This is a genomic window from Piscinibacterium candidicorallinum, from assembly GCF_047549485.1.
GTDB lineage: Bacteria > Pseudomonadota > Gammaproteobacteria > Burkholderiales > Burkholderiaceae_C > Piscinibacterium > Piscinibacterium candidicorallinum.
This window is the reverse complement of record NZ_CP180191.1, coordinates 3,417,045-3,442,846: the sequence shown is the minus strand read 5'-3', so window position 1 is coordinate 3,442,846 and position 25,802 is coordinate 3,417,045. Positions and strand designations below refer to the sequence as shown.

The following is a 25,802-nucleotide window of genomic DNA, read 5'->3' as shown; positions in this document are numbered from 1 at the left end:
CGCCAAGCCAGCGCGCACGCGTGGCGCTGGCATGATGCGAGGTGTTGCGGCACAAACGCTGCGGATCCCTCACGGCGAGCACATGAGCATTCCAGGAAACATCGGCGGCATGGGGCAGCGCCTTCGGCACTGCCCGTGGGGCGGGGTGCGGAACGGCCCGATGCCGCAGGGTCGCTGCACATGAAAACACTCGGCATCATCGGCGGCATGGGGCCGTTGGCCACCCATGACTTCTACCGCAAGCTCATTGAACTCACGCCGGCCGCGGAAGACGCGCAGCACATCCCGGTGGTGATGGTGGCCAACACGCTGATCCCGAACCGTATTGCGGCCTGGGAAGGGCGTGGGCCGTCGCCGCTCCCGGCGTTGATCACGGCGGCCCGGCAGTGCGTGGAGTCGGGTGCGCGGGTTCTGGCCATGCCGTGCAATACGGCGCACTTCTGGTTCGAAGACATGGCGCGCGCCGTGCCGCAAGCGCGGTTTCTGCACATCGCTGATGAGGCGCTGCGCGCTTGTCCGCGCGGCGATGGTTTGCCCCTGAGGCTTGCGCTGACAGGGACGCACGCCACCGTGGCGATGGGTCTGTATCAGTCTGCCGCGGTGCGTCTGGGTATGAACGTGCAGTGGATCGATGTGACTGGCGTCCAAGCGAGCGTGACCGCTGCCATCGCTTCGGTCAAGGCCGGCCGCATCGAGCGGGCAGTGGCCGAGTACCAGCGGGCATTGGATGTGCTGCGGAGCGCCGGCGCGAAGACCGTGGTGATGGGCTGCACCGAACTGCCGGTGATCGCAGGTTCCGTACGAAGTGGCGTGCTGCTGATCGACGCGACCGAGACACTTGCGCGCGCATGTATCGCCGCCTGCATGAACGACTGAAGCGACTGACCCTCATGAAAGCCGTCTACAACCACCACCACAGTCTGCACCAAGGCAAGAGTGAGTTCTTCCGTGGCGCACAGGTGCCCGCCTTTGAACGCGCAGATCGCGCCGACCATGTGCTGGCCGAATGGCAGCGCCGCAAACTCGGTGAGGTCGTCGCGCCGAAGGATCACGGCCTCGCGCCGATCCTCGCGGTGCACAGCCAGCGCTACATCGACTTTCTGCAGACGGCCTGGTTGCGATGGGTGGCGCTGGATCCCGGCAATGCACCGCGCGATGCGTTTCCGTCCGTCTGGGCCATACGGACGCTGCGCGACGACGTGCTGCCTGACAGCTTCGCCGCGCAGCTCGGACTGTTCTCGATGGACAGCGGCACACCGCTGACCGCGGGCAGTTGGCAGGCAGCGAAGACGGGCGCCGACTGCGCGCTGACCGCGGCCGATCTGGTGCTCGCAGGTGCGCGCACTGCCTTTGCGCTCACGCGCCCGCCGGGTCATCACGCCGGTGCGGACTTCCTGGGCGGCTACTGCTTCGTGAACCACGCCGCGGTGGCGGCGCAGCATCTGCGGGGCAAGGGCGCGTCACGCGTTGCGGTGCTGGATGTGGACTACCACCACGGCAACGGCACGCAGAGCATCTTCTATGACCGGGCTGACGTGCTGTACGTCAGCATTCATGGCGACCCGAAGACCGAGTTTCCGTTCTACCTTGGGCACGCAGATGAAACCGGTGCCGGTGCGGGTGCGGGTTGCAACCTCAACCTGCCGTTGCCCGCGGGCACATCCGCATCGCGCTGGTTCGAGGCACTGGAGCTTGCGCTCGCCAAGGTCCGGGCGTTTGCACCGGAAGTGCTGGTGCTGAGCCTCGGCGTGGATACCTTCGAGGGTGATCCCATCTCGCACTTCAAGCTGACGAGCGTCGACTATCTGCGCATGAGCGAGCGCCTTGCGGCGCTCGGCTTGCCGACGGTCATCGTGTTCGAAGGGGGTTACGCGATCGAGGAGATCGGCGTGAATACGGCGAACGCGCTGATGGCGTTTGCATAAGCACGCAACTTATGGCGTTCCGCGACCAACCGAGGGCATCGGCTGCGAGGTATTGCGGCGGAACTCGTCGCCGCTAACGGTCTTGACGTTGGTGCTAGGAGTGCAGCGCGGCAAGTTGCTACCGGTTTGGACCACGCAGTCACGCTGAGACAGGGGTTGTTGCTGGGGTTTCTGGGACTGCTCAGCTCTCTGCTCTTGCGGTGTGCTGCAGGCTGCGAGGAAGGCGGTCAGTGCCAAGCCAATTGTGCGCATAGCGACTCCGGGAAATCTTGTGCTTTTGCTGAAGTTGGCAGCAAGTGTATTTGCTCTCTTAGCATACCCATAAAATTTCTGCATGGAATCCAAGTGGCTCGAAGACTTCGTCACCCTTGCGGAAACGCGCTCGTTCTCACGTGCCGCGGAGCTTCGCAACGTCACCCAGCCGGCGTTCAGCCGCCGAATCCAGGCGCTTGAAGCCTGGGCCGGCGCAGATCTGATTGACCGTACCAGCTACCCCACGCGGCTCACACCTGCGGGTCAAGTGTTTTATGAGCAGGCGCTCGAGATGCTGGGCTCGATCAACACTACACGTGCCTTGCTGCGGGGCAAGAGTGCAGGCAGTCCGGACACCATCGCCTTTGCCGTGCCCCATACCCTGGCCATGACCTTCTTTCCACAGTGGCTCACCGAGGTAGAGAAGGGCTTCGGCCCCCTGTCCACACGGCTGTCCGCCTTCAATGTGCACGACGCCGTAATGCAGCTGGTCAACGGGGGCTGCGATCTCGTGATGGTCTATCACCATCCCCGCCAGCCCATGCACCTGGATCCGCAGCGTTACGACACCTTGACGCTCGGGACGGAGACCATGCGCCCCTACACGCGCTGCGACTCCACCGGGCAGCCGGAACTGCGCCTGCCTGGTACGCGCACCAAGCCCGTGCCGCTGCTCTCGTACACGCCGGGCGCCTATCTGGCGCGGATGGTCGACGTGATGGCCACCGAGAGCGCCCGGCCTCTGCACATGCACAAGGTCTTCGAGACGGACATGGCCGAGGTGCTCAAGATGATGGCGCTGGCCGGCCATGGCATCGCCTTTCTGCCCGAAAGCGCCGTCCGACGCGAGATCAAGGGCCGCACGCTCGCCCCGGCCGGGGACAACGCGCTCGACATGGAGATCCGCCTGATCCGCGAGCGGCCGCACTCCAGCACCGACAAGTCGCGCGGGACGCGCGCCAATCTGGCGAGCCTTTGGGACTATCTCACGCACCAGTTCGGCACGCGCTGAGTTCGTTCGCGGACGCTTGTCGGCGTCGTTGAGCCTCAAGCATCGACCGCTCCGTCTGCGAGCGGGCAAGTGTTCGATCGCGATTGGCTCGGTTGTGAAAACCCGCGCCAGTACTTGGTTCTGGCGCGTTATGCCCAAGCTGCATACGCGAATGCGCACATGGCATTGGAGAATCGAGACGTACGCGCACCACAATGCGCCACCTCGTTTTTCACCTCTCCCAACCCATGTCTGCACCACAAGTTCAGGTCAAGCGCCGCGAAGATGCCCCCTCCTATCTGCAGGGCGGCGATCTCGGTCCTTGGGGGATCTACCTCGAGCAGGTTGATCGCGTCATCCCGTATCTCGGTTCACTGTCCCGTTGGGCAGAAACGCTCAAGCGGCCCAAGCGTGCGCTGATCGTCGATGTGCCCATCCAGCTGGACGATGGCAGCGTGGCCCATTTCGAGGGCTACCGCGTGCAGCACAACCTCTCGCGCGGTCCGGGTAAGGGTGGCGTGCGCTTCCATCAGGATGTGACCCTGTCTGAAGTGATGGCTCTCTCGGCCTGGATGAGCGTGAAGAACGCCGCGGTCAATGTGCCCTATGGCGGTGCCAAGGGCGGCATCCGCGTGGATCCGCGCAAGCTCTCACGCGCCGAGCTGCAGCGCCTGACGCGTCGCTATACCAGCGAGATCGGCCTGCTGCTGGGTCCGGACAAGGACATTCCCGCGCCGGATGTGAACACCGACGCGCAGATCATGGCCTGGATGATGGACACCTACTCCATGAACCAGGGCGCCACGATTACCGGCGTGGTGACGGGCAAGCCTATCCAGCTGGGTGGCTCGCTAGGCCGTCGCGAAGCGACCGGTCGCGGCGTATTCGTCGTCGGCCAGGAAGCCATGCACCGCCTGGGCATGAAGATGGAGGGCGCGCGCGTGGCCATCCAGGGCTTTGGCAATGTGGGCGGCGTGGCTGGTCAGCTTTTCCATGATGCTGGTGCCAAGATCGTGGCCGTTCAGGACCACACCGGAACCATCTTCAGCGATACCGGTTTCGATGCGCATGCGCTGGCCGCCTACGTGGCCGAGCATCGTGGCGTGGCGGGCTTCCCCGGTGCCGACGTGATGAAGCCCGAGGAGTTCTGGAGTGTGAAGGCGGACGTCATGATCCCCGCCGCGCTTGAGAATCAGATCACGGTGGCCAATGCACACAAGCTGCGCGCCAAGCTGGTGCTTGAAGGTGCCAACGGTCCGACCACACCGGCGGCCGATGACATCCTGCGCGATGCTGGCGTGACCGTGGTGCCTGACGTGATTGCCAACGCGGGCGGCGTGACGGTGAGTTACTTCGAGTGGGTGCAGGACTTCTCGAGCTTCTTCTGGACGGAAGAGGAGATCAACGAGCGTCTGACCCGCATCATGCGTGGTGCCTTCTCTGCCGTGTGGCAGGTGGGCGAGGAAAACGGTGTATCCCTGCGCACGGCGGCCTTCATCGTCGCGTGCAGTCGCATCCTGCAGGCACGCGAACAGCGTGGCCTGTATCCCTGATTTCGCGGACTTCACAAGAGTTCAAGATCAGGCCCAGCATGCCGCTGCAGGTCCACCCTTCAGCGGCATGCGCCGAGATGAGGCGTCTCAGACCTCTGGCATGTTTTGTGCACGGAGGCTTGCGAGTACACACTCGCAGGGCGCAAGCATTGTGGGGTTAGTCCGGACAGCGCCTTCACCGGGAAGGTTTCCGGCTTGACCGTACACTCGGTAAGCATGTCCGCCGGGCTCGGGAATGTCCGGCGGGTGATCTGGTTTGCTGTTTCTGTCCTCGTCGCGGCGGGACGGGCAGCGGTATCACTTCGGGCCGCATTTTGGAGACGGTATGAAAAAGCTGGTTCTGGCATCGCTGATCGGTGCTCTGGCCTTGGGATTCAACGTATCGGCACAGGCGCAGGAACTGACCGGCACGCTCAAGAAGATCAAGGACTCGGGTCGGATCGTGATTGGCGTGCGTGACGCATCGATCCCCTTCTCGTATCTGGACGACAACAAGAACTACATCGGCTACTCGGTCGAGCTGTGCGATCGCATCGCCAGCGCCGTCCAGCGCCGCCTGGGCCTGACCGCCATGCAGCGCACCTATCAGCCCGTGACCTCGGCCACCCGTATCCCGCTGATGGCCAACGGCACGATTGACCTGGAGTGCGGCTCCACCACCAACAACCTCGACCGTCAGAAGCAGGTGAGCTTTGCGCCCACCACCTTCGTCACGGCCAACCGCCTGCTCTACAAGAAGGGCTCCGGCATCAAGACCCTGGCCGACATGAAGGGCAAGACCATCGTGTCTACCGCCGGCACGTCCAACCTGCGCCAGATCACTGCGCTGAACAATGACCGCCAGCTCGGCATGACCATCCTCACCGGCAAGGATCACTCCGACTCCTTCCTGATGGTCGAGACCGGTCGAGCCGCTGCGTTCGCCATGGACGACATCCTGCTGGCTGGCCTGTCGGCCAACAGCAAGACCCCCGCGGACTGGGAAATCAGCAGCGAAGCACTGTCTGTGGAGCCCTACGGCATCATGCTGCGCAAGGACGATCCGCAGTTCCAGGCTGTGGTCGACGAAGCCATCAAGCGCGTGTTCAGCTCGGGCGACATCAACAAGCTCTACGCCAAGTGGTTCCAGAGCCCGATCCCCCCGCGCAACGTGAACCTCGGCATCCCGATGAGCGCCGAGCTCAAGCAGGCCATCGCCAAGCCGACCAACTCCGGCGATCCCGCTGCCTACGCTGCGGTGCCGGAGGCTCAGAAGGCCACGATGAAGAAGCGCTGATCGCTCTTCGGGCCTGACGCGAGCCGAGAACGGCGCGGAACCTTGCGCTCCGCGCCGTTTTTTTGTGCACCGGAAGGCTCATCGGGCTACGCTTGTTCGGGTTTGTCCGCATGGTGATTGGGCTCTTGGCGGTCAGTCCGCCCACAACTCTGGCCCCGCCATCCGCAGTGAATTAGCAGGGAGGACGGATGTACAACTGGAACTGGAGCATCTTCAGTGAGGTGTCGCCCGATGGGCAGTACACCTACTGGCAGACGCTCATCAATGGCCTGGGGTGGACGCTGACCGTCGCGCTCACGGCCTGGGTCGTGGCCCTCGTGCTGGGCGCGATCATCGGCGTGATTCGCACGACCCCCGTCAAGCCGCTCGTGTGGTTTGGCAACGCTTGGGTGGAACTGTTCCGGAACATCCCGCTGCTGGTGCAGATGTTCCTTTGGTTCTACGTCGTGCCGGAGTTTCTCCCCACTGCGATGGGCTCGGCGATCAAGGCCTGGCCGCAGTACAGCGTGGTTGCCGCGATCATCTGCCTGGGGCTCTTCACCTCGGCGCGGGTGGCTGAGCAGGTCAAGGCCGGCATCCAGTCGCTGCCGCGCGGCCAGAACATGGCGGGCACCGCGCTGGGACTCACGCTGCCACAGACCTACCGCTATGTGCTGCTGCCCATGGCCGGGCGCATCGTGATTCCGCCGCTGACCAGCGAGTTCCTGAACATCATCAAGAACAGCTCCGTCGCGTTCACGATTGCCGTGGTCGAACTGATGGGCGCGGCCCGTTCCATGCAGGAGTTCACCTTCCAGGTGTTCGAAGCCTTCACCGCGGCCACGATCATCTATCTGGTCGTGAACGGCTGCGTGATCCTGCTCATGCGCACCATCGAACGCCTCACCCGCGTCCCCGGCTTCATCGCCGCGGGCGGTGGTGGCGGACACTGAGGAGGACGCCATGCAAGGATTCGACTTCGAAGTCATCCAGCGTGTCTGGCCTCTGCTGCAGGAAGGCCTGTGGTTCACGATCAAGGTGACGATCTACTCCGCCATCGGCGGCGTGATCTTCGGCACCCTGCTGGCCATGGGCCGCCTGTCCAGCATCAAGCCCATCGCCTGGCTGGCCGGTGCCTACGTCAACGGCCTGCGCTCCATTCCGCTGCTGCTGGTGATCTTCTGGTTCTACTTCCTCGTGCCCTACGTGCTGGGGTACTTCAATCACCTGCTGTTCGGCGAGACGCTCAAGCCAGTGCCGGTGGGTGCGTTCTGGAGCTGCCTGATCACCTTCATCATGTTCGAGGCCTGCTACTTCTGCGAGATCATGCGCGCCGGCATCCAGTCCATACCCAAGGGGCAGACCTACGCCGGCTACGCCATCGGTCTGAACTACTGGCAGATGATGGGCACCGTGGTGCTGCCGCAGGCCTTCCGCAACATGCTGCCGGTGCTGCTCACGCAGACCATCATCCTGTTCCAGGACGTCTCGCTGGTTTCGGTGCTCTCCATCAAGGACTTCTTCGGCATGGCGCAATTCATTGCCACGCGCGACGGACGCCCTCTGGAGATGTACATCGCCGTGGCCGTCGTCTACTTCATCATCTGCTTCGGCCTGTCGCTGCTCGTCAAGCAGCTGCAAAAGAAGATCGCGATCGTTCGCTGAAGCTCCGGGGACTCACATGATTGAAATCAAGAACGTTTCCAAGTGGTACGGCAGCTTCCAGGTGCTGACCGACTGCACCACCAGCGTCAAGAAGGGCGAGGTGGTGGTGGTGTGCGGGCCCTCGGGCTCGGGCAAGTCCACGCTGATCAAGACCGTCAATGCGCTGGAGCCCTTCCAGAAGGGTGAGATCTACGTGGACGGCGCCGCCGTGCATGACAAGGCCACCAACCTGCCCAAGCTGCGCAGCCGCGTGGGCATGGTGTTCCAGCACTTCGAGCTGTTCCCGCACTTGTCCGTGACCGAGAACCTCATGCTTGGCCAGGTAAAGGTACTCAACCGTAGCAAGGACGAAGCGCGCGAGAAGGGTCTGAAGTACCTGGACCGCGTCGGCCTTATCGCGCACAAGGACAAGTTCCCCGGCCAGCTGTCCGGCGGCCAGCAGCAGCGCGTGGCGATTGCCCGTGCGCTGTCCATGGACCCGATCGTCATGCTGTTCGACGAACCCACCTCCGCGCTGGACCCCGAGATGGTGGGTGAGGTGCTGGATGTGATGGTGGATCTGGCCAAGGAAGGCATGACCATGATGTGCGTGACGCACGAGATGGGCTTTGCCCGCAAGGTCAGTCACCGCGTGATCTTCATGGACCAGGGCCGCATCGTCGAGGATTGTCCGAAGGACGACTTCTTCGACAAGCCGGACGAGCGCTCAGACCGCGCCAAGTACTTCCTGTCCAAGATCCTCGCGCACTGAACTGCTGCGCATGACGAAAAAGCCCGCTGTGAAGCGGGCTTTTTCATGACCTTGGCGCGCCAGCGTCGAGGTCATCGAGCGGCGCCAGCCGCGAACTCATTCAGAACGGAATGTCGTCATCCATATCCGCAAAGTTCGCGGGCTGCTTGGATGCCGCCGGGCGGCTGGCAGCGGGGCGGGCAGCCGGTGCTGGAGCGGAGGAGAAGCCGTCGTCGCCACCCGAGGGTGCGCCCATGCCTTCACGGCTGCCGAGCATCTGCATCTCGTTAGCGATGATGTCGGTGGAGTACTTCTCCACGCCGTCCTTGTCGGTGTACTTGCTGGTCTTCAGGCGGCCTTCCACATAGACCGAGCGGCCTTTCTTCAGGTACTCGCCGGCGATCTCGGCCAAGCGGCCGAAGAAGGTGACGCGGTGCCACTCGGTCTCCTCGACCATCTCGCCAGCCTTGTTCTTGTACTTGCTCGTCGTGGCCAGAGACACCTTGGTGATGGCCGAGCCGTCGGGCGTGTAGCGGACTTCGGGGTCGCGGCCCAGATTGCCGACGATGATGACTTTATTGACGGATGCCATATGCGGGTGCCTCGGTGGAATCGGTTGAACCGGGAGATTTTGCCTCAGGGGCCAGCGCCGGAGTGTGGCGACCGCCGGCGGGTTGGGCAGGCATGCCCCAGGCGATCAACAGCCAGAGCACACTCAGCACACCGGCAAAGCCGAACACCACCGTCGCACTGCTGGCCTTGAGCAGCAGGCCGCCTGCTGCGCCGCCCACGAACATGCCCAGGGATTGGAGCGTGTTGTACAAGCCGAGGGCCGCGCCGCGCCCGGCCGCCGGGGCCATGCGCGACACCATCGAGGGTTGCGCGGCCTCCAGCATGTTGAAGGCCGTGAACAGCACGAACATGCAGGCACCCAGCAGCCACAGCGTGCCCGCACCTGCCGCCAGGCGAGCAGTCAACGCCAGGCCTACGAGCGCAAGCAGCAACAGGACGATCGCGCCCAGAAACGCCGCGCGCAGATAGCCCAGGCGCTCCATGCGAAAGAGCAGGGCGGCCATCGCAGCAAAGGATGCGATCACGGCCGGCAGATACAGCTGCCAGTGGTCGGCTTTGGCCAGACCCGCAGCCACCAGCAGGCCCGGCACCGCGACCCACATGGCCAGCTGCGCGGCGTACAGGCAGAACACACCCACATACAGGCGGCGCATGGCCGGGTTGAACAGGGCGTCCCGCGCGGCCTGGCCCAGCCGGTCCAGCGCACTGCCGGCCTGCGCCTCGGCCGCGGCATCGCGCACCGGTGCGGGCGGCGTAACCACATACAGCACCAAAATGCCCAACAAGGCCAGCACACCCGTGGTGGCGAGGATGCCGCGCAGACCCATGCTGCCGGCCATCCAGGGCGCGAGCACCAGCGACAGGGTGAAGGACAGACCAATGGAGGCGCCGATCAGCGCCATGGCCTTGGTGCGCACTTCATCGCGCGTCTGATCCGCCAGCAGGGCACTCACGGCGGCAGAGATGGCGCCGGCGCCCTGCAGTGCGCGCCCGGCGATCAGCCAGTGAATGTCCGGCGCCCACGCTGCCAGAAAGCTGCCTGCGGCGAAGATGCCCAGGCCGAGCGCAATGACCGGCTTGCGGCCGAAGCGATCGCTCGCCAGCCCCACGGGAATCTGAAGCAGCGCCTGCGCCAGGCCGTACACACCCAGCGCGATACCCACGAGCGCTGCATCGTTACCGCCGGGGTAGTGGGCCGCCTCGAGCGCAAACACCGGCAGCACCAGAAACAGGCCCAGCATGCGCAGCCCGAACAGGCCCGCCAGGCTGGCGCTGGCCCGTCGTTCGGCGGGGGTCATGACAGCCATTGTCAGGAGAGCTTCGGGAAAGGGGCGCTTTAGGGGAAACGGTGACTCACTGCGTTCGAGCGGGCGAGCCAAAGGCGAGATAATAGTGGGTTGCTTTTCGCTCGACGCAGTACCTGCACGGCGCAGTTGTCGCGGTGCGTGCCGCGGCGGGCTTGTCCGGTCTTCTGGGTCTTTGCTGCATGGATTCCATCAAGGTTCGCGGTGCGCGCACCCACAACCTCAAGAACATCAATCTCGACATCCCGCGCAATGCGCTGACGGTGATCACGGGCCTGTCGGGCAGCGGCAAGAGTTCGCTGGCCTTCGACACGCTCTATGCCGAGGGCCAGCGCCGCTATGTGGAGAGCCTGTCAGCCTACGCCCGGCAGTTTCTGCAGCTGATGGAAAAGCCGGACGTCGATCACATCGAGGGTCTGTCCCCGGCCATCTCGATCGAGCAGAAGGCCACCAGTCACAACCCGCGCTCCACCGTGGGCACCGTGACCGAGATCCACGACTACCTGCGCCTGCTCTACGCCCGCGTGGGCACGCCCTACTGCCCAGACCATCCGGACCATGCGCTGGAGGCCATGAGCGTGAGCCAGATGGTGGACCACGTGCTTGCGCTGCCCGAGGACAGCAAGGTCATGATCCTCGCGCCCGTGATGACCGAGCGCAAGGGCGAGCACAGCGACCTCTTTGCCCAGTGGCAGGGCCAGGGCTATGTGCGCTTTCGCCTCAAGACCGGCGACGGCGCGGCGAAGATCTACGAGTTCGATGACCTGCCCAAGCTCGACAAGAAGCTCAAGCACTCCATTGACGTGGTGATCGACCGGCTGAAGGTGCGTGCGGATGCCAAGCAGCGTCTTGCGGAGAGTTTCGAGACGGCGCTGCGCCTGGCCGACGGGCGCGCGCTCCTGATCGACATGGAGAGCAACGAGGAGACCGTGTTCTCCAGCAAGTTCGCCTGCCCGGTGTGCGGCTGGAGCCTGGCCGAGCTGGAGCCACGCCTGTTCTCCTTCAACAACCCGGTGGGCGCCTGCCCCACTTGCGACGGCCTGGGCGTGGTGCAGTACTTCGACGAGAAGCGCGTGGTGGCCTTTCCGTCCCTGTCGCTGGCCACGGGAGCCATTCGCAGCTGGGACCGCCGAAACCCCTTCTACTTCCAGATGATCACGAGTCTGGCGGCGCACTATGACTTCGACCCCGACACGGCCTTCGAAGAGCTGCCCGCCAAGATCCAGAAGGTGGTGCTCTACGGCAGCGGGGAGGAGAACATCGTCTTCACCCACATCGACGAGCGCGGCCGGCCGCGCACCAGCACGCACCCCTTCGAAGGCATCATCAACAACCTGCAGCGCCGCTACCGGGAGACGGATTCCGCCGCAGTGCGCGAGGAGCTGGCCAAGTACATCAACAGCAAGCCCTGCGAGGCCTGCCATGGCACGCGCCTGAACCCGGCGGCGCGGCACGTGAAGGTGGGCGCTAAGCGCGACCAGCGCCCCATCTACGAGGTGGGCGGCATGACGCTGGCCGACTGCCAGCACTGGTTCGAGCACCTGAAGCTCACCGGCAACAAGCGCGAGGTGGCCGAGCGCATCATCAAGGAGATCGCCACCCGGCTGAAGTTCCTCAATGACGTGGGCCTCAGTTACCTGAGTCTGGACCGCAGCGCCGACACCTTGTCAGGCGGCGAGAGCCAGCGCATCCGGCTGGCCAGCCAGATCGGCAGCGGCCTCACGGGCGTGATGTATGTGCTTGACGAGCCGAGCATCGGCCTGCACCAGCGTGACAACGATCGCCTGATCGGCACGCTCAAGCATCTGCGTGATCTGGGCAACACCGTGCTCGTGGTCGAACACGACGAGGACATGATCCGCCAGGCGGACCACGTGATCGACCTGGGCCCCGGCGCAGGCGAGCACGGCGGCAAGGTGCTGGTGCAGGGCACGCCGAGCGAGGTGGAAGCCTCGGCGGAGTCCATCACCGGCAAGTACCTCGCGCAGACCCTGCGTATTGACGTCCCAAAGCAGCGCACCCCGCGCGGCGAAGACGCACTCGTCATCACCGGCGCGCATGGCAACAACCTCAAGCACGTCACGCTCGAGGTGCCCGTGGGGCTTCTCGTCTGTGTCACGGGCGTATCGGGCGGCGGCAAGAGCACGCTGGTCAATGACACGCTCTACCGCATTGCCGCGCGCAAGCTCTACGGCAGCCATGACGAGCCCGCGCCCTATGAGGACGTGCAGGGTCTGGAGCACTTCGATAAGGTCATCAACGTCGACCAAAGCCCGATCGGCCGCACGCCGCGCTCCAACCCCGCCACCTACACGGGCCTGTTCGGGCCGATGCGTGATCTGTTTGCCGGCGTGCCGGAAGCCAAGGCGCGCGGCTACGAGGCTGGGCGCTTCTCCTTCAACGTCAAGGGTGGCCGCTGCGAGGCCTGCCAGGGCGACGGTGTGGTCAAGGTGGAGATGCACTTCCTGCCGGACATGTACGTGCCCTGCGACGTGTGCCAAGGCCGCCGCTACAACCGCGAGACGCTCGAGATCATGTACCGCGGCAAGAACATTGCCGATGTGCTGGACATGACCGTGAGCGAGGCGCTCGACTACTTCAGCGCCGTGCCTGCGGTGGCGCGCAAGCTGCAAACGCTGATCGACGTGGGTCTGGGCTACATCCGCCTGGGCCAGAGCGCGACCACGCTCTCAGGCGGCGAGGCGCAACGCGTCAAGCTCAGCCTGGAGCTCTCCAAACGCGACACCGGCCGCACGCTTTACGTGCTGGACGAACCCACCACCGGCCTGCACTTTCACGACATTGCGCAGCTGCTCAAGGTCATCCACCAGCTGCGCGACCACGGCAACACCGTGGTGGTGATCGAGCACAACCTGGATGTGATCAAGACAGCGGACTGGGTCATCGACCTCGGCCCCGAGGGCGGCGCAGGGGGCGGGCAGATCGTCGCCCAGGGCACGCCGGAAGACGTGGCGGCCAACCCGGCCAGCTACACCGGGCAGTATCTGGCGCGGATGCTGGAGCCCGTGCGTTCGCCGGAGATGGCCAGCAAGGGCGCGGCGGCGGGCAAGGCAGCCCGCAACGGTCGGGTTGCTAAATAGTTCAATTTCGGCCGTAAAGTAATGAGAGTTGAAAGCCCGGCTTTACGCGCATCAGGAATGCGGAAAGTCGGTTTTGTACTTCATTAAATCAATCTATTTCGGCCAAAAAAGAGCAATAACTGCCTTTGGCGACACTCACTCGCCCTGATAGCCGCTCTGGCTCGGCTTGCTGCGCCGCTTGCGCGGCAGGTGGTCGAACTTCACCTCCTGCAGCGGCGTCACGTCGCTCACCTTGAGCTTCATCACCAGCGGCGGGGCGAGCGTGTCGGGGTGCCAGGCGCGCAGCTCGTAGTCGCCATTGGGCACATTCGCAATCCGCACCAGGCCGTCCGCGCCGCTCACGGCAAACCAGGGTGTGTCCACCGTGTGGATGTGCGCGCGCATCCAACCGTGCAGATAGCAGACCACCACGCTGTTGCCGGCACGGTCGAACACGATCGGCGGCGGGCTGGACGTGCTGATCTTGAACTCGAACTCCTTGGCCGGCCCGAAGCTCTTGATGTGGTGCTCATGCGGGTCCTTGTTGACGAATGCCACCGGCGTTCCGGTGCGCACCACGGTCACGTAGGGCTTGAACTCCATGTCCTCCTGCAGCACCTGCACGGGCTGCGCGGGTGCCGCAAAAGCAGGTAGGGGCGCGCCGATGGGCACGGCGTAGATCACGGCATCACTCATCGGCTTGCCGGCCCTGTCGAGCACCTTGGCGACGATGGCGCCGGCCTGGGCCGCGCCGCTCAGCAGCAGCGCACCGGCCAGCACGGCCAGCGCGCGCATGTTCAGTCGAGTCATGCCTGTTCTCCCTGTTCGCATCCGGCCCCGACCTTACTTCGCCGCTGTTCTGCCGACCACATCGCCGTGCATCGGTGCCAGCAGGGCCACCAACTTGAGCGCGGCGCGGTTGGGGACGCCGTGCTGTTCCATCGCGATCTGCAGGTTCTCGGCCAGGGCGTTGAAGTGGGCGCTGCGCACACCCATGTTCCTGTGCGCCTCGCGCATGTCGCGCCCCTTGTATTGGCAGGGGCCGCCGGACAGGTCGCAAAACTGCTCGGCGAGCAGCAGGCTCAGGCGCTGCAGGTCGGTATCCGCAAAGAAATCCTTGATGCGAGGGTCTTCGCTGATGCGCTGCACGAAGGTGTTGGTGAAGGTGGCAATGCCCGGCTTGCCGCCCAGTTGCTGGAACAGGGTGTCGTCGGCCCGGGCGGTACCGGCAGCCAGGGCGGCGCTGGCCAGGATAAGGCTGGCCACCACCAGCCGGGCGGTGCGCAGCAGGGCGGATTCAGAAGCGAAGAAGGTCATGATGCGTCCTTGAATTCAGTGAATGTGATCGCGAGGGAAGCGTCTTCAGAAACCCACCTGGGCCGAGAGGTACCAGCCCTTCTGGCGCGTCGGGTTAAGCACCGTGATGTCGCCCAGGTTCACGTAGGCGGCCGTCACAGACACGTTGCGGTTCGGGAACCAGGCCACGAAGGCGTCGTAGGCGTCCTTCTCGTTGTCCAGCCCCAGATTGCGCGGCTTGGCGCGGTATTCCACGCCCGCCGCCAGCTTGCGGTTGATCAGGTAGGCCACCGAGGCCTCGGGCATCACTTCGTAGCGGTCCTTCTTGTCACCACCAAAGCCCAAGAGGCCGAACTGATTGGCCCGTGTGGCGCGCAGGGTCAGGTTCCAGAGCAGGCTCTGATCCAGCACGATCTTGGTGGCAGAGACGTAATAGTCCGTGTCGCTGTTGCGCTTGGCGCCCAGATCGCTCGCCTTGCTCACACCCAGCGCTTCCAGCCCGGCCACGCCCTTGTTGCGCTTGTACTGGGCGCCCACGGCAATCTGCGGCAGCCAGCTGCCTTGCGCGTACACGGCGTCGCCGGCCACGCGCAGCTTGGCGCCCACCACATCCTGGCGGATCACCAGATTGTTCAGCGGCGCCTTGCTGCCCTCGAAGCGCTGGTTGGCAAAGGAGAGCTCAAAACGGTCCGCAATGCCCACGGCCGCGCCGCGGGAATCTAGGCTGTAGTCCTGGGTGCGCACCACGGTGTAGAAGGCGTTGGCGCCGTAGCTGTCTTCGGTGCCGTAGCTGGTGATCAGCGCCCAGGGCGTGAGACCGCCACCGCCCGCGCCTTCCACCTGCGTCACGCCGCCCGTGGCCAGCAGCTTGCCGCTATCGGGCTCCATGCTCTTGGGGCGCGGCAGGGTCTGTGCCTGTGCGGCTTGCGCGAGGTTCAGTCCCATCGCGAGCGCAAGGCTTGCGCTCAGTTGCAGTGTCAGGGTCTTGCGAGCGCCCGGGCGAGAGTGGCGTGTCATGAAGAGCGTCCTTCGGGTCAGGTTTGGGGTGAATGTGATGCGGGTCGGGCCAGCCGGATCGATCTATCCCCGGCCCATGCACCCCTGTACGGCCCGCAGTCGCATTTGGATGCAGGCGCGTGTTCCGTTGGGCGCGAAGCGGTCTGCTGAACGGCACAGTTGCGCATCCGACATCTGCGGCGCAGCCGGCGCGTTACGCTCGCCGCCAGCCTGATGACCCATTCACCCGCACGGAGCCGCCATGCACCTCGCCCGATTCCCCCGCATCCGCCTCGGCCACTTCCCGACGCCGCTGGAACCCATGGAGCGCCTGTCTGCCGCCTTGGGTGGGCCCAAGCTCTGGATCAAGCGCGACGACTGCACGGGCCTGGCCAGCGGCGGCAACAAGACCCGCAAGCTCGAATGGCTCATGGCCGAGGCCGTGGCCCAGGGCGCAGACACCGTGCTCACCCACGGCGCGACGCAATCCAACCACGCCCGCCAGACCGCCGCGGCCGCCGCCTTCCTCGGCCTGAAGTGCCACCTCGTGCTGGAAGACCGCACCGGCATTGCGAGCAGCGACTACCGCGAGGGCGGCAACGTCCTGCTCGACCGCGTGCTCGGTGCCACTTACGAACACGTCCCGTCCGGCACCAACATGGACGCCGCCCTGGCCGCAGCCGGCGAGAAGGTGCGCGCCGCCGGTGGCAAGCCTTATCTCATCCCTGGCGGCGGCTCCAACCCCGTGGGCGCGCTGGGCTATGTGAACTGCGCGCTGGAGTTGCTCGCCCAGGCCAATGACATCGGCCTGCGCATCGACTGGCTGGTGCACGCCACGGGCAGCGCCGGCACCCAGGCCGGGCTGGTGGCCGGCCTGCAGGCCCTGAACAGCGGCATTCCCGTGCTGGGCATCGGCGTACGCGCCGCGCGCGAGGCACAGGAGGCCAAGGTCTTCGACCTCTCCGAACGCACCGCCCACCTGCTGGACGCACCCGGCGTGGTCAAGCGCGAAGACGTGCGCGCCAACTGCGACTATGTCGGCCCTGGCTACGGCCTGCCCACCCCCGGCATGTGGTCCGCGCTCACGCAGGTCGCCCAGACCGAGGGCATCCTGCTCGACCCCGTCTACTCAGGCAAGGGCATGCACGGCCTGATCGACCTCATCGGCAAGGGCTTCTTCGGCAAGCACGAGAACGTGGTGTTCCTGCATACCGGGGGAAGCGTGGGCTTGTTTGGGTATCAGCATGCGATGGGGTGAGCACTACACGCGAACCGTCGTCGCTCCCTCCAACAGACACAGCACTCAACGATGCAAAATCCTTCGATCGCGGAGTTCATCCGTAACCTTCGGCGGCCCGCCTTGCTGGGCGTTGTGCTGCTCCTGGTTCCCTCGCTGATCTCGGCGTTCTTCGCTGTATGGTCTGCGGCTACAGAGGGGAAGATCGAGGTATTCAGCATAGGTCGCTGGGTAGCGACGCATGAGACAGTGCCTTGGCAGCAAGGGTGGGCGCGGCTAGCGAGTCCCCTCGTTCTCGTTGCTGCTGCGATCCTCTACTTGGCGCGAGGAAGTACCGATGCACTGGGTCAGCAGCTAGCTTTGGTCTTGCTGTCGTGCGTGGGTATCGCGATGTGCGTGTCGCCACTGTCGTTCTCTTCGTTCGAGGGTACGGCAGCGATCTGCTCGGTAGGGCTATACGTGTCGGCCGTCTGCTTCGTGGATGCAAGGTTTGGTCGGTTGGTAAGTGTGATCGTGATGATTGCAACGGTCGTGGCCATGTTGATTGCCTACGCGTACTCGCTGCCTCACCCAGGGCAAGCAGGCTGACTGCCGATCGCTAGGTTGGCTCTGGAAGCGGCTTTCCAAGCCAAATCGCCTGAAAACCCGCTCCAGGCAAGCGGAAAGCACTTTCGAAGGCGCCGCAGCATGAAAAACGCCCACCAAGCGGTGGGCGTTCGAGTGCCTGGCGATCCCCGGCGGTCAGGCCGGGTCGCGCAAGTGTGATGTCACTTCTTCTTTGCGGCCTTGGCCTGGGCCTTGGCGGCTTTCTTCTCGGCTTTCTTCTCGGCTTGCTTGGCCTTGTAGGCCTTGGCCTTGTTCTCGTCGCGAACCTGCTTTTCGGTCTTTGCAGACACGGCAACCGGGCTCAGCGCCAAGGGGGCGGCCACCAGCGCAGCGGACACCACAGCGGTCAACAGTTTCTTCACGATCACCTCCCTTCAAGAACAAGCACACGGCGTGCTGCCCGGGGTTGTACCAGCGGGCACTGCTGCAGCGGAAGCGGCGCGGTGCGGCTCTAGCTGAATTGGAAAGCGCGGGGGTGGGCTCAACGCCCGGGATCTAACAGCGAGACGCGCTTCTGGTGCGGCTCTTCAGGCCAAAGTGGCTGGAGAACCGCACCAGACAAGCGGAAACACATGCCAGACTGCACGCGGGTTGCGCCGGTGGCGAGCCGTGCTCACCCGTGACCTGGCTCGACCCCGTGTCCGCGCGCCAAGCGGTGATCGTCGAAACCCGCGAACAAGCGGAAGGCCTTGTCGCGTTACCCCTTCTGGGCCGGGGCTGCGGGCGCGGCCGGCGGCATGGGTGGCATGGGCGGACGCGGGGCTTCGCGCACGGTATAGCCGGCGGGCACCTTGAAGAGGTTGGCGTCGGGTTCGCCGCGCTTCAGGTTCCTGAGCTGGTAGGTGGACTCGCCGGCGCGCGGATCGAAGTCGCGCGAGAGCAGGGTGAGCATGAGGTCGGGCGAGGTCCAGCGCTCGCGGGTGATGTTGATGGGCTTCTCGTTGCCGATCTTGCCGGCTTCGATCGTCCAGGTGGTGCGCTCGCCGTTGGCGCGCACGCCTTCGATCTCCTTGCTGCCCAGCGAGGTGCTGACCCCTTCGCCGCGCGGCGGGGCGAAGCGCATGGGGCCGTCGCCGCCGAAGATCTGGATGTTGGCGGGCATGGGCGGCATGGGGGGCATCGGCTGCATGGCACCCATCGGCGGCATGGGCGGCATCGGCGGCATGGGGCCGCTGTGCGGCGCCATCGCGTTCGGGTCGCCAATGCGATAGACCCGGACTTCGCGGCTGACGGTGGTGTTGCCGCCGGGGCCGGTGCTGACTTCGCTGATCACGACTGGCGTGGGCGTGCTGTCTGCGGCTGCGGCGGGCGCCGCGGGTGCTGCGGGCTTGGTGGAGGTGGTGCTGGCCTCGCCGCGTACGCGCTCGCGGAACTGTTGGGCCCATTCGCGCATGCGCTCGGCGTACTTGCGCCATTCGTCGTCATGGCCGGGCATGGGCTGCAGGCGCGCGGCCGGGTCGCCCATCTGCCAGTTGGGGCCGCGGTCCAGGCGTACCGCCGTCTTGTTGGCGGGGTCCAGCGCCCACTGCGCGCGCGCCACGGGGTCGTGGATGAAGATGCGGGTGTTGCCGTTGCGCTCGATTTCCTGGCGGGTGCGGCCCTCGCCATCGCGGCACAGGCGCGTGGTGGTCTTGCGGCTGATGCGGTTGCCGTCAGCGAGGATCTGTGCGCTTTCGCTCACGGCATCGGCGCAGTAGGGGGCGCCGGTCACGCGGCGGCGGCTGCCCATTTCGGTGCCGGCCATCTGCACGGCCGAGCCGGTGAGCGACAGGGGCATGAGCGCAGCGGCATCGGCCATCATGCGCAGATCGGCCAGCGCGGCGGCGGCGTCACGCTCTTGCGCCTGCACGCACAGCGCAGGTGCCAGAGTGGCAAGCGCAAGTGCGGCGGCGAGGGTGGAGGTGCGCGGCCGGAAGGTTGGCAGGGTCGGGGTCATGATCGGCTCCTGAGGAAGCAAGTGAACAGTTGAAGCGGCTTACTGGACGACGCGCACGGCAAGCACGGCGCCCTGGGCATTGATGAGCAGTTCGGCGCGCACGGACTCATCGGCCCGCGACGGGTCAAAGGGCAGGCCGAGCGCCGCGAGCTGGGCGCGCGGCATCTCCGCAGGCACCAGCCAGCCGGCCGGGTCCTGTGCCAGCTCGGACTGCGACACCAGGGGCACAAAGCCCGAGCTGCTGGCGTAGCTGGCGAGGTTCTGCGCCATCTGCGTGGCCGAAGCGGCGATCTGCGCGCCTGCCCGCTCGCTCTGAACATGCACCACGTTCAGGGCCAGCACGCTCACGGCAAAGATCGATGCCGCCGTGGCCGCCAGACCCCAGGGCGACTGCAGCACGCTGCGCAGCCAGGTCGGCAGCCAGCCGCCGGTGCGCGGCCTTGCGCCGGCCGCAGCGGGTTGGGGATGCAGTCGGTCGAACGCGGCAAGCACGCTGGCCTGCGCGTGTTCCGGCGGCTGCCAGGCAGCGTCGTGCGCCATGAATTGGCGTGCGACGCTGAATGCGGCGGCAAGCGTTTGCGTGTCGGCGCTGGCCGAGGGTGGGGTCTGGGTGTCTGGGGCAGGTGCCGTCATGACGAGGCCTCCTGGGTCGGGGAAGGGTGCGCGAGATCGACGCCAAGTGCGCGGGGGTCTTGAGTCGCAGCAAGCGCCGATGACGCTGCGGCGGGCCGCGTGCGCTGCTGCGGGCGCTCGGCCGGCGCCAGCATCGCGGCAAGCCGGGCCCGGCCGCGATGCAGTCGTGTGCGCAGGGTGTTGAGTTCGATGCCGGCAATCGCCGCGGCCTCCGCGTAGCTGCGTTCCTGCAGCTCCACCAGGATCACCGCTTCCCGAAACACCACCGGCAGCGCGGCGATGGCGCGCATCAGCGCATCCACACCCTGCCGGGTGATCAGCAGGCTGGCCGGTTCGTGCTCGGCGGTGGCTGCCGCGCTGTCGTCCCAGGCGGCGGAATCGTCGTCCGTGGGCGTCTCGCGGTCCTGATGGCGCAGGTGCGCAAGCACGGCGTGCCGCGCAATGCCGGCCAGGTAGGCGGCCAGCGGCGCGCGTGCAGCGTCATAGCCCTGCGGCTTGCTGACGAAGGCGAGAAACGCGTCCTGCATGGCATCGGCCGCCCAGCTGGGGTTGCCACACAGCGCCAGGCAGTAGCGGTACACCGGGCCGGACTCTCGCGCATACAGCTGCGCCAGCGCACTGCGATCGCCTTCGGCAATACGCTGGGCAATCGCGGCGTCGGTATGGGCAGAGGGGTGGGTCAAGTCCACGGCAGGCAGGGCAGTCGAGAGCGTTATCTACCTGCATATTGCGCCGGGTGTGCAGGAAGTTCCCGCGCGGCGCACCCGTACGGCCATGCGTGCAGCATCAAAAAGCAAAAAGGCCGGGCAAGCCCGGCCTTGGATGCGGAAACGTTGCGATCAGGCCGCAGCGGCCTGACGCATGGTTCCGGCGCCGACGCCTGCGCTGCTCGTCGCGTCCACCCCGGTGAGGGCCACGCGCATGCCCAAGGCGCCGGCAAGCGCCATGAGCGAGGTGACGCGCGGATCAACGCGCCCTGATTCGATCAGCGAGATCTGCTGGTAAGAGACGCCGGAGCGCTCGGCCAGCTGGCGCTGCGTCAGCCCCTGACGGACGCGCTCGGCGCGTACCACGCCGCCTAGATTGAGAAGATTCATTCAAGTCCCCTGTTGCACTTTCTTGGCTCCAGTGCGGCCTGCCTGTCTCGGCAGGTCCGCTCGGATCGCAGCCACGCGAAACGATGGCTTCAGTTCATCACGAAAGTTGTTCGCTCTGGCGCGAAATGTCCCCAAGTTGGGGGAAGGCCGAACAGCCCTGTATCGGCCACGCAGCAGGGTGGATGCGCGTTTCGCAACCTTGTCCGATAGGAAGGTTTACGGGACGGGTTGCGCCAGGCGCCCCAGCACCCGAACGGGTTGCCCGGCGGCCAGAACCACGGTCTCGCCCATGGCCGGCGAAACCCCCGCCAGCGCCTGGATGTTCACTTGATGCGTGACCCAGACTTCGATGTCCGTCGTGGCGAGCCGGCCCAGCCGCTCACGCAGCGCCGCGGTCTGCGCAGGCTCAGTGCGGCGGTCCTCGAAGAAGCTGTTCAGCTCCGGCAGCACGGTGTAGCTGCCGAATGCAAGTTGCGCTGTGTCCTTGCAACGGCACCAGGCCGAACTCAACACGCGCGTGGGGCGCACGCCGGCCCGTGCAAGCCGGCTACCCAGCGCGCGCGCCTGATCCCGGCCGCGTGCATCGAGGTTGCGCTGCGTGGCGCACTTGGCGAGATCGAAGCCCGGCGGATCGCCGATACCCGATACCGTTTGCGCGTGCCGCACCATGAGCACCACGCCACCTTGGGCGATGCGCTTGAGCAGATCGGCTTCGCTCAGCTCGGCGGCCCGTGTGCTGGGAATAGCCGCTGCGAGCACCAGGGCGCAGATGAAGACGAAGCGTAGCGGCGTGAACCGCTGCAAGGTGAAGGTGTGGGGTGAGCGCATGACTCCAGCGTGCCGATGCAGCTGGCGGTGCGTCAATGCGTGGCGCTACGGGTTTGCAGCGTCTGTGCGCTCCTGCCGCAGGTGCGCAGCCCGCGCGAGTCAATGTCCTTCGAACGCGCAGACCGTCCAGACGGCCAGCCCGCCAGCGCGCAGTCGCTCACTGCCGCCCAGATCCGGCAGATCGACGATTGCCGTGGCTTCCACCACCTCCGCCCCCAGGCGTTGCAGCAGACGTGCCCCGGCGAGCATGGTGCCGCCCGTGGCGATGAGGTCGTCCACCAGGAGCACGCGCTGCCCGGCGCGCGCCGCATCCGCGTGCACCTCCACCGTTGCGGTGCCGTATTCGAGCGCGTAGTCCTCGCCGATCGTGTCGAACGGCAGCTTGCCCTTTTTGCGGATCGGCACGAAGCCCCGGTTCAGGTTGTAGGCCAGCACGCTGCCCAGAATGAAGCCGCGCGCGTCGATGCCGGCCACCAGGTCGATGTTCTGATCCATGTAGCGGTGCACAAAGCGGTCGATGAGCACGCGAAAGGTCTTGGGGTCCTGCATCAGCGGTGTGATGTCGCGAAACATCACGCCGGGCTGCGGCCAGTCGCGCACGGTGCGGATCTGTGCCTTGATGTAGTCAGAATCGAGAATCATTCTTGTTTGCCCCTGATGCGTTGCGACGCGCTGTCACAAATAACCGAGTGAACTGCTACGGATCAGTACACCGCTGCGTGGCCAAAGCGTTAAATGAATAGCGTTGTTCGCTCCGGCGTCATGGCGTCGGTCAAGACATCCCAACCTTCGCAGTGCAACCAACGTTCCAAGGAATCCACAATGGCTGACATTTCCCGTCGTACCTGGCTCAAGGGTATTGCAATCACCGCCGTCGCAGTGCCGCTGGCAGGCGTGGCCACGCAGGCCTCTGCCGCCAAGAACGACGCCAGCCGCAAGGCGCTGCAGTATCAGGACACGCCCAAGAACGGCAACAACTGTGCCGGTTGCATGCAGTTTGTGCCCGGCAAGGACGCGAAGTCCCCGGGCGGTTGCAAGGTCATCCCGGGCGACAACGAGATCAGCCCCAACGGCTGGTGCGCCGCCTGGGTCAAGAAGGCCTGACCCACGAGGTTGCTCGACAACCCCCCAACCCCGCCCGCCGGCGGGGTTGTGCTTTGGAACCCCGCCCGCTGGCGGGGTTTGTCATTTCCGGCGCCCGCGCTTGGTGGGTTGACGCCAGGCATCGCTGTTGCGCAGACGCCGTGGTGGTTCGTGTATGCACGAGCGCACCAGGCAAGACAAAGAGCCGCTGTACCACTTTCTTGGGAGTTGAGTGTGCCGGCGTGGTGTGCGCGGCAGAAAGGCAGCGTCCGGTCGGGGGATCGTGGATACACTTTCCCGTCCAACGAGTACGGACCGGCTTCACGGGGCGCATCGATCGCCTCCCCGCTTCGGGACAAGAAGCTTTCGGCCGTCCGGGCAGCGCCGCCCTTGGTGCGCCCGCCAGTACGACAGAGGCACCGACGTGAGTACAGAGCACGGCGCGGGAGAGGGGCACCACGTGCTGCCCGCAGGCACCCGAATCAGCGAATTCGAGATCAAGAGCGTCATCGGGGAAGGCGGTTTCGGCACGGTGTACCTGTGCTTCGACACCTCCCTGCACCGCACCGTGGCGCTCAAGGAGTATCTGCCCGGCGCGCTAGCGACTCGCAACTCGGTCTCCAAGGTGGTCGTCAAGAGCGAACGCCACAAGGAAACCTTTGAAGCCGGCATGCGCAGCTTCATCAACGAGGCGCGTCTTCTCGCCCAGTTCGATCACGGCGCGCTGGTGAAGGTCTACCGCTTCTGGGAAGCCAACGGCACTGCGTACATGGTCATGCCCTACTACGAGGGCGTGAACCTGCGGCAGATCCTCAAGAGCGAGCCCGAGGCCATTGACGAGCCCTGGCTGCGCTCCATGCTGGTTCCGCTGCTCGATGCGCTGGAGAACCTGCACAACCAGAACATCTTCCACCGCGACATTGCGCCCGACAACATCATGATCCTGCGTACCGGCGCCCCGGTGCTGCTGGACTTCGGCGCAGCGCGCCGCGTGATCAGCGACATGACGCAGGCGCTCACGGTGATTCTGAAGCCGGGCTTCGCGCCGGTCGAGCAGTACGCCGACGACGCCGGCATGAAGCAGGGCCCCTGGACCGACATCTATGCCCTGTGCGCAGTGCTCTATTACTGCGTCACTGGCAAGCCGCCGGCGGCGTCGGTCACGCGCCTGCTCAAGGACCCGATGACGCCGCTGGCGACCGACCCGGCCTACGCACGCTTCTCCAAGGAATTCCTTGCGGCCATCGATGCCGGTCTGGCCGTGAAGCCGGAGGATCGCCCACAGTCGATGGCGGCGTTCCGCCATCTGCTTGGCATTCAGACAATCAAGCCGGTGGCGGCTCCGTCTGCTGAGACGCAGTTCCCGCGTTCCGGATTCGGCCCAACCGTATTCCCCGTCACCGGTGCGAAGCCGCCGGCGCCGCCTACCGAGTCGTTCGCGATTCCCTCAGCCGAGTTCGAAGCGGCCCTGGGTGGGGCGCCTGCACCCGCGCCGGCCGCGCCGCCGCCCGTGTTCGAGGCCGATCAGACCATCATCGTGTCCAACCCGATGAGCCTGAGCGGCGCCGCAGCGGCAGCCTCTGCGGCTGCGGCCAAGGCCGCCGCCGGTGTGCCTGCGCAGAGCCCCGCCGCACTCGCGCCAACGCCAGCCGCGCCCAGTCCGGCTGCGCCGCAACCGGCATTCGACCCGGATCTGACGCGCGTGCTGTCTCCGTCTCAGTCCGCCCAGTTTGCCGCTGCGGCCACGACCCCCCCCGCTGCGGCCGCGCCAGCACCAACGCCTGCTGCCCTCAGCCCTGCGCCTGCCCCCGCAGCCACGGCGCCGATGCCGCCGGCCCCTGCGCCCAAACCAGTACCGCCCGCTCCCGCGCCGGCACCTGTCGTCAAGCCGGCCACACCGGAGCCGATGCCGGTCGCCCAGCAAAGCGCGATCAAGAAGCTGCAGGAGATACAGGCTCGCGAAAAGGCCATTCTTGAAGCAGCCGAGAAGGCAACTGCGAAGCCTGCCGACAAGCCAGCCGACAAACCTCACGCACCCGCGACGGAAAAGCCGGCGGACAAGCCCAAGGCGGCGGCCGCAGCCTCGCCTCACTCAGCCAAGAAGAGCGACGGCAAGGGCGGCATGATCGCTGCCGGCGCGGTCGTGGTGATCGGGCTGGTCGCAGGTGGCGCCTGGATGGCCACGAGTTCCAAACCGGCTCCAGCGCCGGTGCTGACGCCTGAGCAACAGGTGGCGTCCGTTCCCTCGCCGACACCTGCACCGGCGCCTGCACCGGCTCCGACCGAGCCCCCGGCGCAGCCACAGCAGACGCCGACTGCCGACCCGCAGCCCGCGCCTGCACCTGCGCCAACGCCTGCACCTCAGTCGGATCCGCAGGCCGAAAAGCTGGACTGGGACAAGACCAACAAGACCAACATCGCGCAGGTCGAAGCTTTCCTTAAGAAGTACCCGGACGGGGCGTTGCGCGCCGAAGCACAGAAGGTGCTCGACGAGCTGAAGTCCACCGGGCGCGCCAAGCTGCTGGCAAAGCCCTGGGCCAATGTCGTGATCACCGGCCCGGACGGCTTCAAGCGCGAGCTTGTCGTGCCGGGTCCGGACGACAACCCGCGCCTGCCGGTCGGCAAGTACGAAGCCCGCTTCAGCAACCCGGCCAAGCCCGATCAGGTCGTCGTCCGCCAGTTCGATGTGGTCGGCGGGCGAAGCGGCACGGTGCCCTCAGTCAATTTCTAGCGTCCTGCCCACGATTCGAATCCACGTCATG

Annotated in this window: 25 protein-coding genes; 13 read left to right on the top strand and 12 right to left on the bottom strand. The window is 65.6% G+C overall.

Annotated elements, in window-relative coordinates; all coding sequences use genetic code 11:
* Window positions 1-180 precede the first annotated feature (180 nt).
* The 8 genes from ACMDW7_RS15530 to ACMDW7_RS15495 all read left to right on the top strand — a co-directional run bounded on the left by ACMDW7_RS15530 (window position 181) and on the right by ACMDW7_RS15495 (window position 8,392).
* Complete coding sequence (locus ACMDW7_RS15530) at window positions 181-876, top strand: aspartate/glutamate racemase family protein (protein ID WP_377302832.1); 696 nt, start codon at window positions 181-183, stop codon at window positions 874-876.
* 14 nt (window positions 877-890) lie between these two features.
* Window positions 891-1,925, top strand: coding sequence for a histone deacetylase family protein (locus tag ACMDW7_RS15525; protein ID WP_377302834.1), 1,035 nt, complete (start codon window positions 891-893; stop codon window positions 1,923-1,925).
* Window positions 1,926-2,259: 334 nt separating this feature from the next.
* Window positions 2,260-3,189: a LysR family transcriptional regulator gene (locus tag ACMDW7_RS15520; protein WP_054126285.1), complete on the top strand. Its 930-nt coding sequence runs from the start codon at window positions 2,260-2,262 to the stop codon at window positions 3,187-3,189.
* A 227-nt stretch (window positions 3,190-3,416) separates the two neighbouring features.
* Window positions 3,417-4,721, top strand: coding sequence for a Glu/Leu/Phe/Val family dehydrogenase (locus ACMDW7_RS15515; protein ID WP_377302836.1), 1,305 nt, complete (start codon window positions 3,417-3,419; stop codon window positions 4,719-4,721).
* 325 nt (window positions 4,722-5,046) lie between these two features.
* Window positions 5,047-5,997, top strand: a complete 951-nt coding sequence (locus ACMDW7_RS15510) for a transporter substrate-binding domain-containing protein (protein WP_377302838.1) — start codon at window positions 5,047-5,049, stop codon at window positions 5,995-5,997.
* A 188-nt stretch (window positions 5,998-6,185) separates the two neighbouring features.
* A complete protein-coding gene (locus ACMDW7_RS15505; protein WP_377302840.1) occupies window positions 6,186-6,929 on the top strand; it encodes an amino acid ABC transporter permease in 744 nt (247 codons plus the stop codon).
* A 10-nt stretch (window positions 6,930-6,939) separates the two neighbouring features.
* A complete protein-coding gene (locus tag ACMDW7_RS15500; protein ID WP_377302842.1) occupies window positions 6,940-7,641 on the top strand; it encodes an amino acid ABC transporter permease in 702 nt (233 codons plus the stop codon).
* A 16-nt stretch (window positions 7,642-7,657) separates the two neighbouring features.
* Window positions 7,658-8,392 carry an amino acid ABC transporter ATP-binding protein gene (locus ACMDW7_RS15495; RefSeq protein ID WP_377302844.1) on the top strand — a complete coding sequence of 245 codons (735 nt, stop codon included), beginning with the start codon at window positions 7,658-7,660 and terminating at the stop codon, window positions 8,390-8,392.
* 100 nt (window positions 8,393-8,492) lie between these two features.
* On the opposite strand, the gene ssb is transcribed toward ACMDW7_RS15495, so the two are convergent.
* Window positions 8,493-8,963: a single-stranded DNA-binding protein gene (ssb, locus tag ACMDW7_RS15490; RefSeq protein ID WP_377302846.1), complete on the bottom strand. Its 471-nt coding sequence runs from the start codon at window positions 8,961-8,963 to the stop codon at window positions 8,493-8,495.
* The gene (locus ACMDW7_RS15485) at window positions 8,947-10,242 is read right to left on the bottom strand and encodes an MFS transporter (protein WP_377304234.1); all 1,296 of its coding nucleotides are present in this window, start codon (window positions 10,240-10,242) and stop codon (window positions 8,947-8,949) included. Before ACMDW7_RS15485 ends, ssb begins: the two co-directional genes overlap by 17 nt.
* 188 nt (window positions 10,243-10,430) lie before the next feature.
* On the opposite strand from ACMDW7_RS15485, the gene uvrA reads away from it, so the two are divergent.
* On the top strand, window positions 10,431-13,349 hold the full coding sequence (uvrA, locus tag ACMDW7_RS15480; protein WP_377302848.1) for an excinuclease ABC subunit UvrA: 2,919 nt from the start codon (window positions 10,431-10,433) through the stop codon (window positions 13,347-13,349).
* Window positions 13,350-13,484: 135 nt separating this feature from the next.
* On the opposite strand, the gene ACMDW7_RS15475 is transcribed toward uvrA, so the two are convergent.
* From ACMDW7_RS15475 to ACMDW7_RS15465, 3 genes are read right to left on the bottom strand one after another with little or no spacing between them, the layout of a single operon-like run.
* Window positions 13,485-14,138, bottom strand: a complete 654-nt coding sequence (locus ACMDW7_RS15475) for a methylamine utilization protein (protein WP_377302850.1) — start codon at window positions 14,136-14,138, stop codon at window positions 13,485-13,487.
* A gap of 33 nt (window positions 14,139-14,171) precedes the next feature.
* Window positions 14,172-14,645: a group I truncated hemoglobin gene (locus tag ACMDW7_RS15470; protein ID WP_377302852.1), complete on the bottom strand. Its 474-nt coding sequence runs from the start codon at window positions 14,643-14,645 to the stop codon at window positions 14,172-14,174.
* Window positions 14,646-14,690: 45 nt separating this feature from the next.
* A complete protein-coding gene (locus ACMDW7_RS15465; RefSeq protein WP_377302854.1) occupies window positions 14,691-15,641 on the bottom strand; it encodes a DUF3034 family protein in 951 nt (316 codons plus the stop codon).
* 241 nt (window positions 15,642-15,882) lie between these two features.
* Between ACMDW7_RS15465 and ACMDW7_RS15460 the strand changes: the two genes are divergently transcribed.
* Entirely contained in the window at window positions 15,883-16,878 is a 996-nt protein-coding gene (locus ACMDW7_RS15460) for a D-cysteine desulfhydrase (RefSeq protein WP_377302856.1), read from the top strand.
* A 51-nt stretch (window positions 16,879-16,929) separates the two neighbouring features.
* Window positions 16,930-17,445, top strand: a complete 516-nt coding sequence (locus tag ACMDW7_RS15455) for a hypothetical protein (protein ID WP_377302858.1) — start codon at window positions 16,930-16,932, stop codon at window positions 17,443-17,445.
* Window positions 17,446-17,624: 179 nt separating this feature from the next.
* On the opposite strand, the gene ACMDW7_RS15450 is transcribed toward ACMDW7_RS15455, so the two are convergent.
* The 7 genes from ACMDW7_RS15450 to ACMDW7_RS15420 all read right to left on the bottom strand — a co-directional run bounded on the left by ACMDW7_RS15450 (window position 17,625) and on the right by ACMDW7_RS15420 (window position 22,599).
* Window positions 17,625-17,825, bottom strand: a complete 201-nt coding sequence (locus tag ACMDW7_RS15450; protein ID WP_377302860.1) for a hypothetical protein — start codon at window positions 17,823-17,825, stop codon at window positions 17,625-17,627.
* 335 nt (window positions 17,826-18,160) lie between these two features.
* Window positions 18,161-19,399 (bottom strand): hypothetical protein, encoded by a 1,239-nt coding sequence (locus ACMDW7_RS15445; protein ID WP_377302862.1) that lies wholly within the window; start codon window positions 19,397-19,399, stop codon window positions 18,161-18,163.
* A 39-nt stretch (window positions 19,400-19,438) separates the two neighbouring features.
* Window positions 19,439-20,032: a hypothetical protein gene (locus tag ACMDW7_RS15440; RefSeq protein WP_377302865.1), complete on the bottom strand. Its 594-nt coding sequence runs from the start codon at window positions 20,030-20,032 to the stop codon at window positions 19,439-19,441.
* Entirely contained in the window at window positions 20,029-20,721 is a 693-nt protein-coding gene (locus ACMDW7_RS15435) for an RNA polymerase sigma factor (RefSeq protein WP_377302866.1), read from the bottom strand. The genes ACMDW7_RS15440 and ACMDW7_RS15435 overlap by 4 nt, the downstream gene beginning before the upstream one ends.
* Before the next feature lie 150 nt (window positions 20,722-20,871).
* Window positions 20,872-21,129 carry a helix-turn-helix domain-containing protein gene (locus tag ACMDW7_RS15430; RefSeq protein WP_377302867.1) on the bottom strand — a complete coding sequence of 86 codons (258 nt, stop codon included), beginning with the start codon at window positions 21,127-21,129 and terminating at the stop codon, window positions 20,872-20,874.
* A gap of 216 nt (window positions 21,130-21,345) precedes the next feature.
* On the bottom strand, window positions 21,346-21,957 hold the full coding sequence (locus tag ACMDW7_RS15425; RefSeq protein WP_377302868.1) for a histidine phosphatase family protein: 612 nt from the start codon (window positions 21,955-21,957) through the stop codon (window positions 21,346-21,348).
* Between the two features lie 99 nt (window positions 21,958-22,056).
* On the bottom strand, window positions 22,057-22,599 hold the full coding sequence (locus tag ACMDW7_RS15420) for an adenine phosphoribosyltransferase (protein WP_377302869.1): 543 nt from the start codon (window positions 22,597-22,599) through the stop codon (window positions 22,057-22,059).
* A gap of 180 nt (window positions 22,600-22,779) precedes the next feature.
* Between ACMDW7_RS15420 and ACMDW7_RS15415 the strand changes: the two genes are divergently transcribed.
* Both ACMDW7_RS15415 and ACMDW7_RS15410 read left to right on the top strand, forming a co-directional pair.
* A complete protein-coding gene (locus tag ACMDW7_RS15415; protein ID WP_377302870.1) occupies window positions 22,780-23,061 on the top strand; it encodes a high-potential iron-sulfur protein in 282 nt (93 codons plus the stop codon).
* Window positions 23,062-23,464: 403 nt separating this feature from the next.
* Window positions 23,465-25,771: a serine/threonine protein kinase gene (locus tag ACMDW7_RS15410; RefSeq protein WP_377302871.1), complete on the top strand. Its 2,307-nt coding sequence runs from the start codon at window positions 23,465-23,467 to the stop codon at window positions 25,769-25,771.
* The last annotated feature ends 31 nt before the right edge of the window (window positions 25,772-25,802 follow it).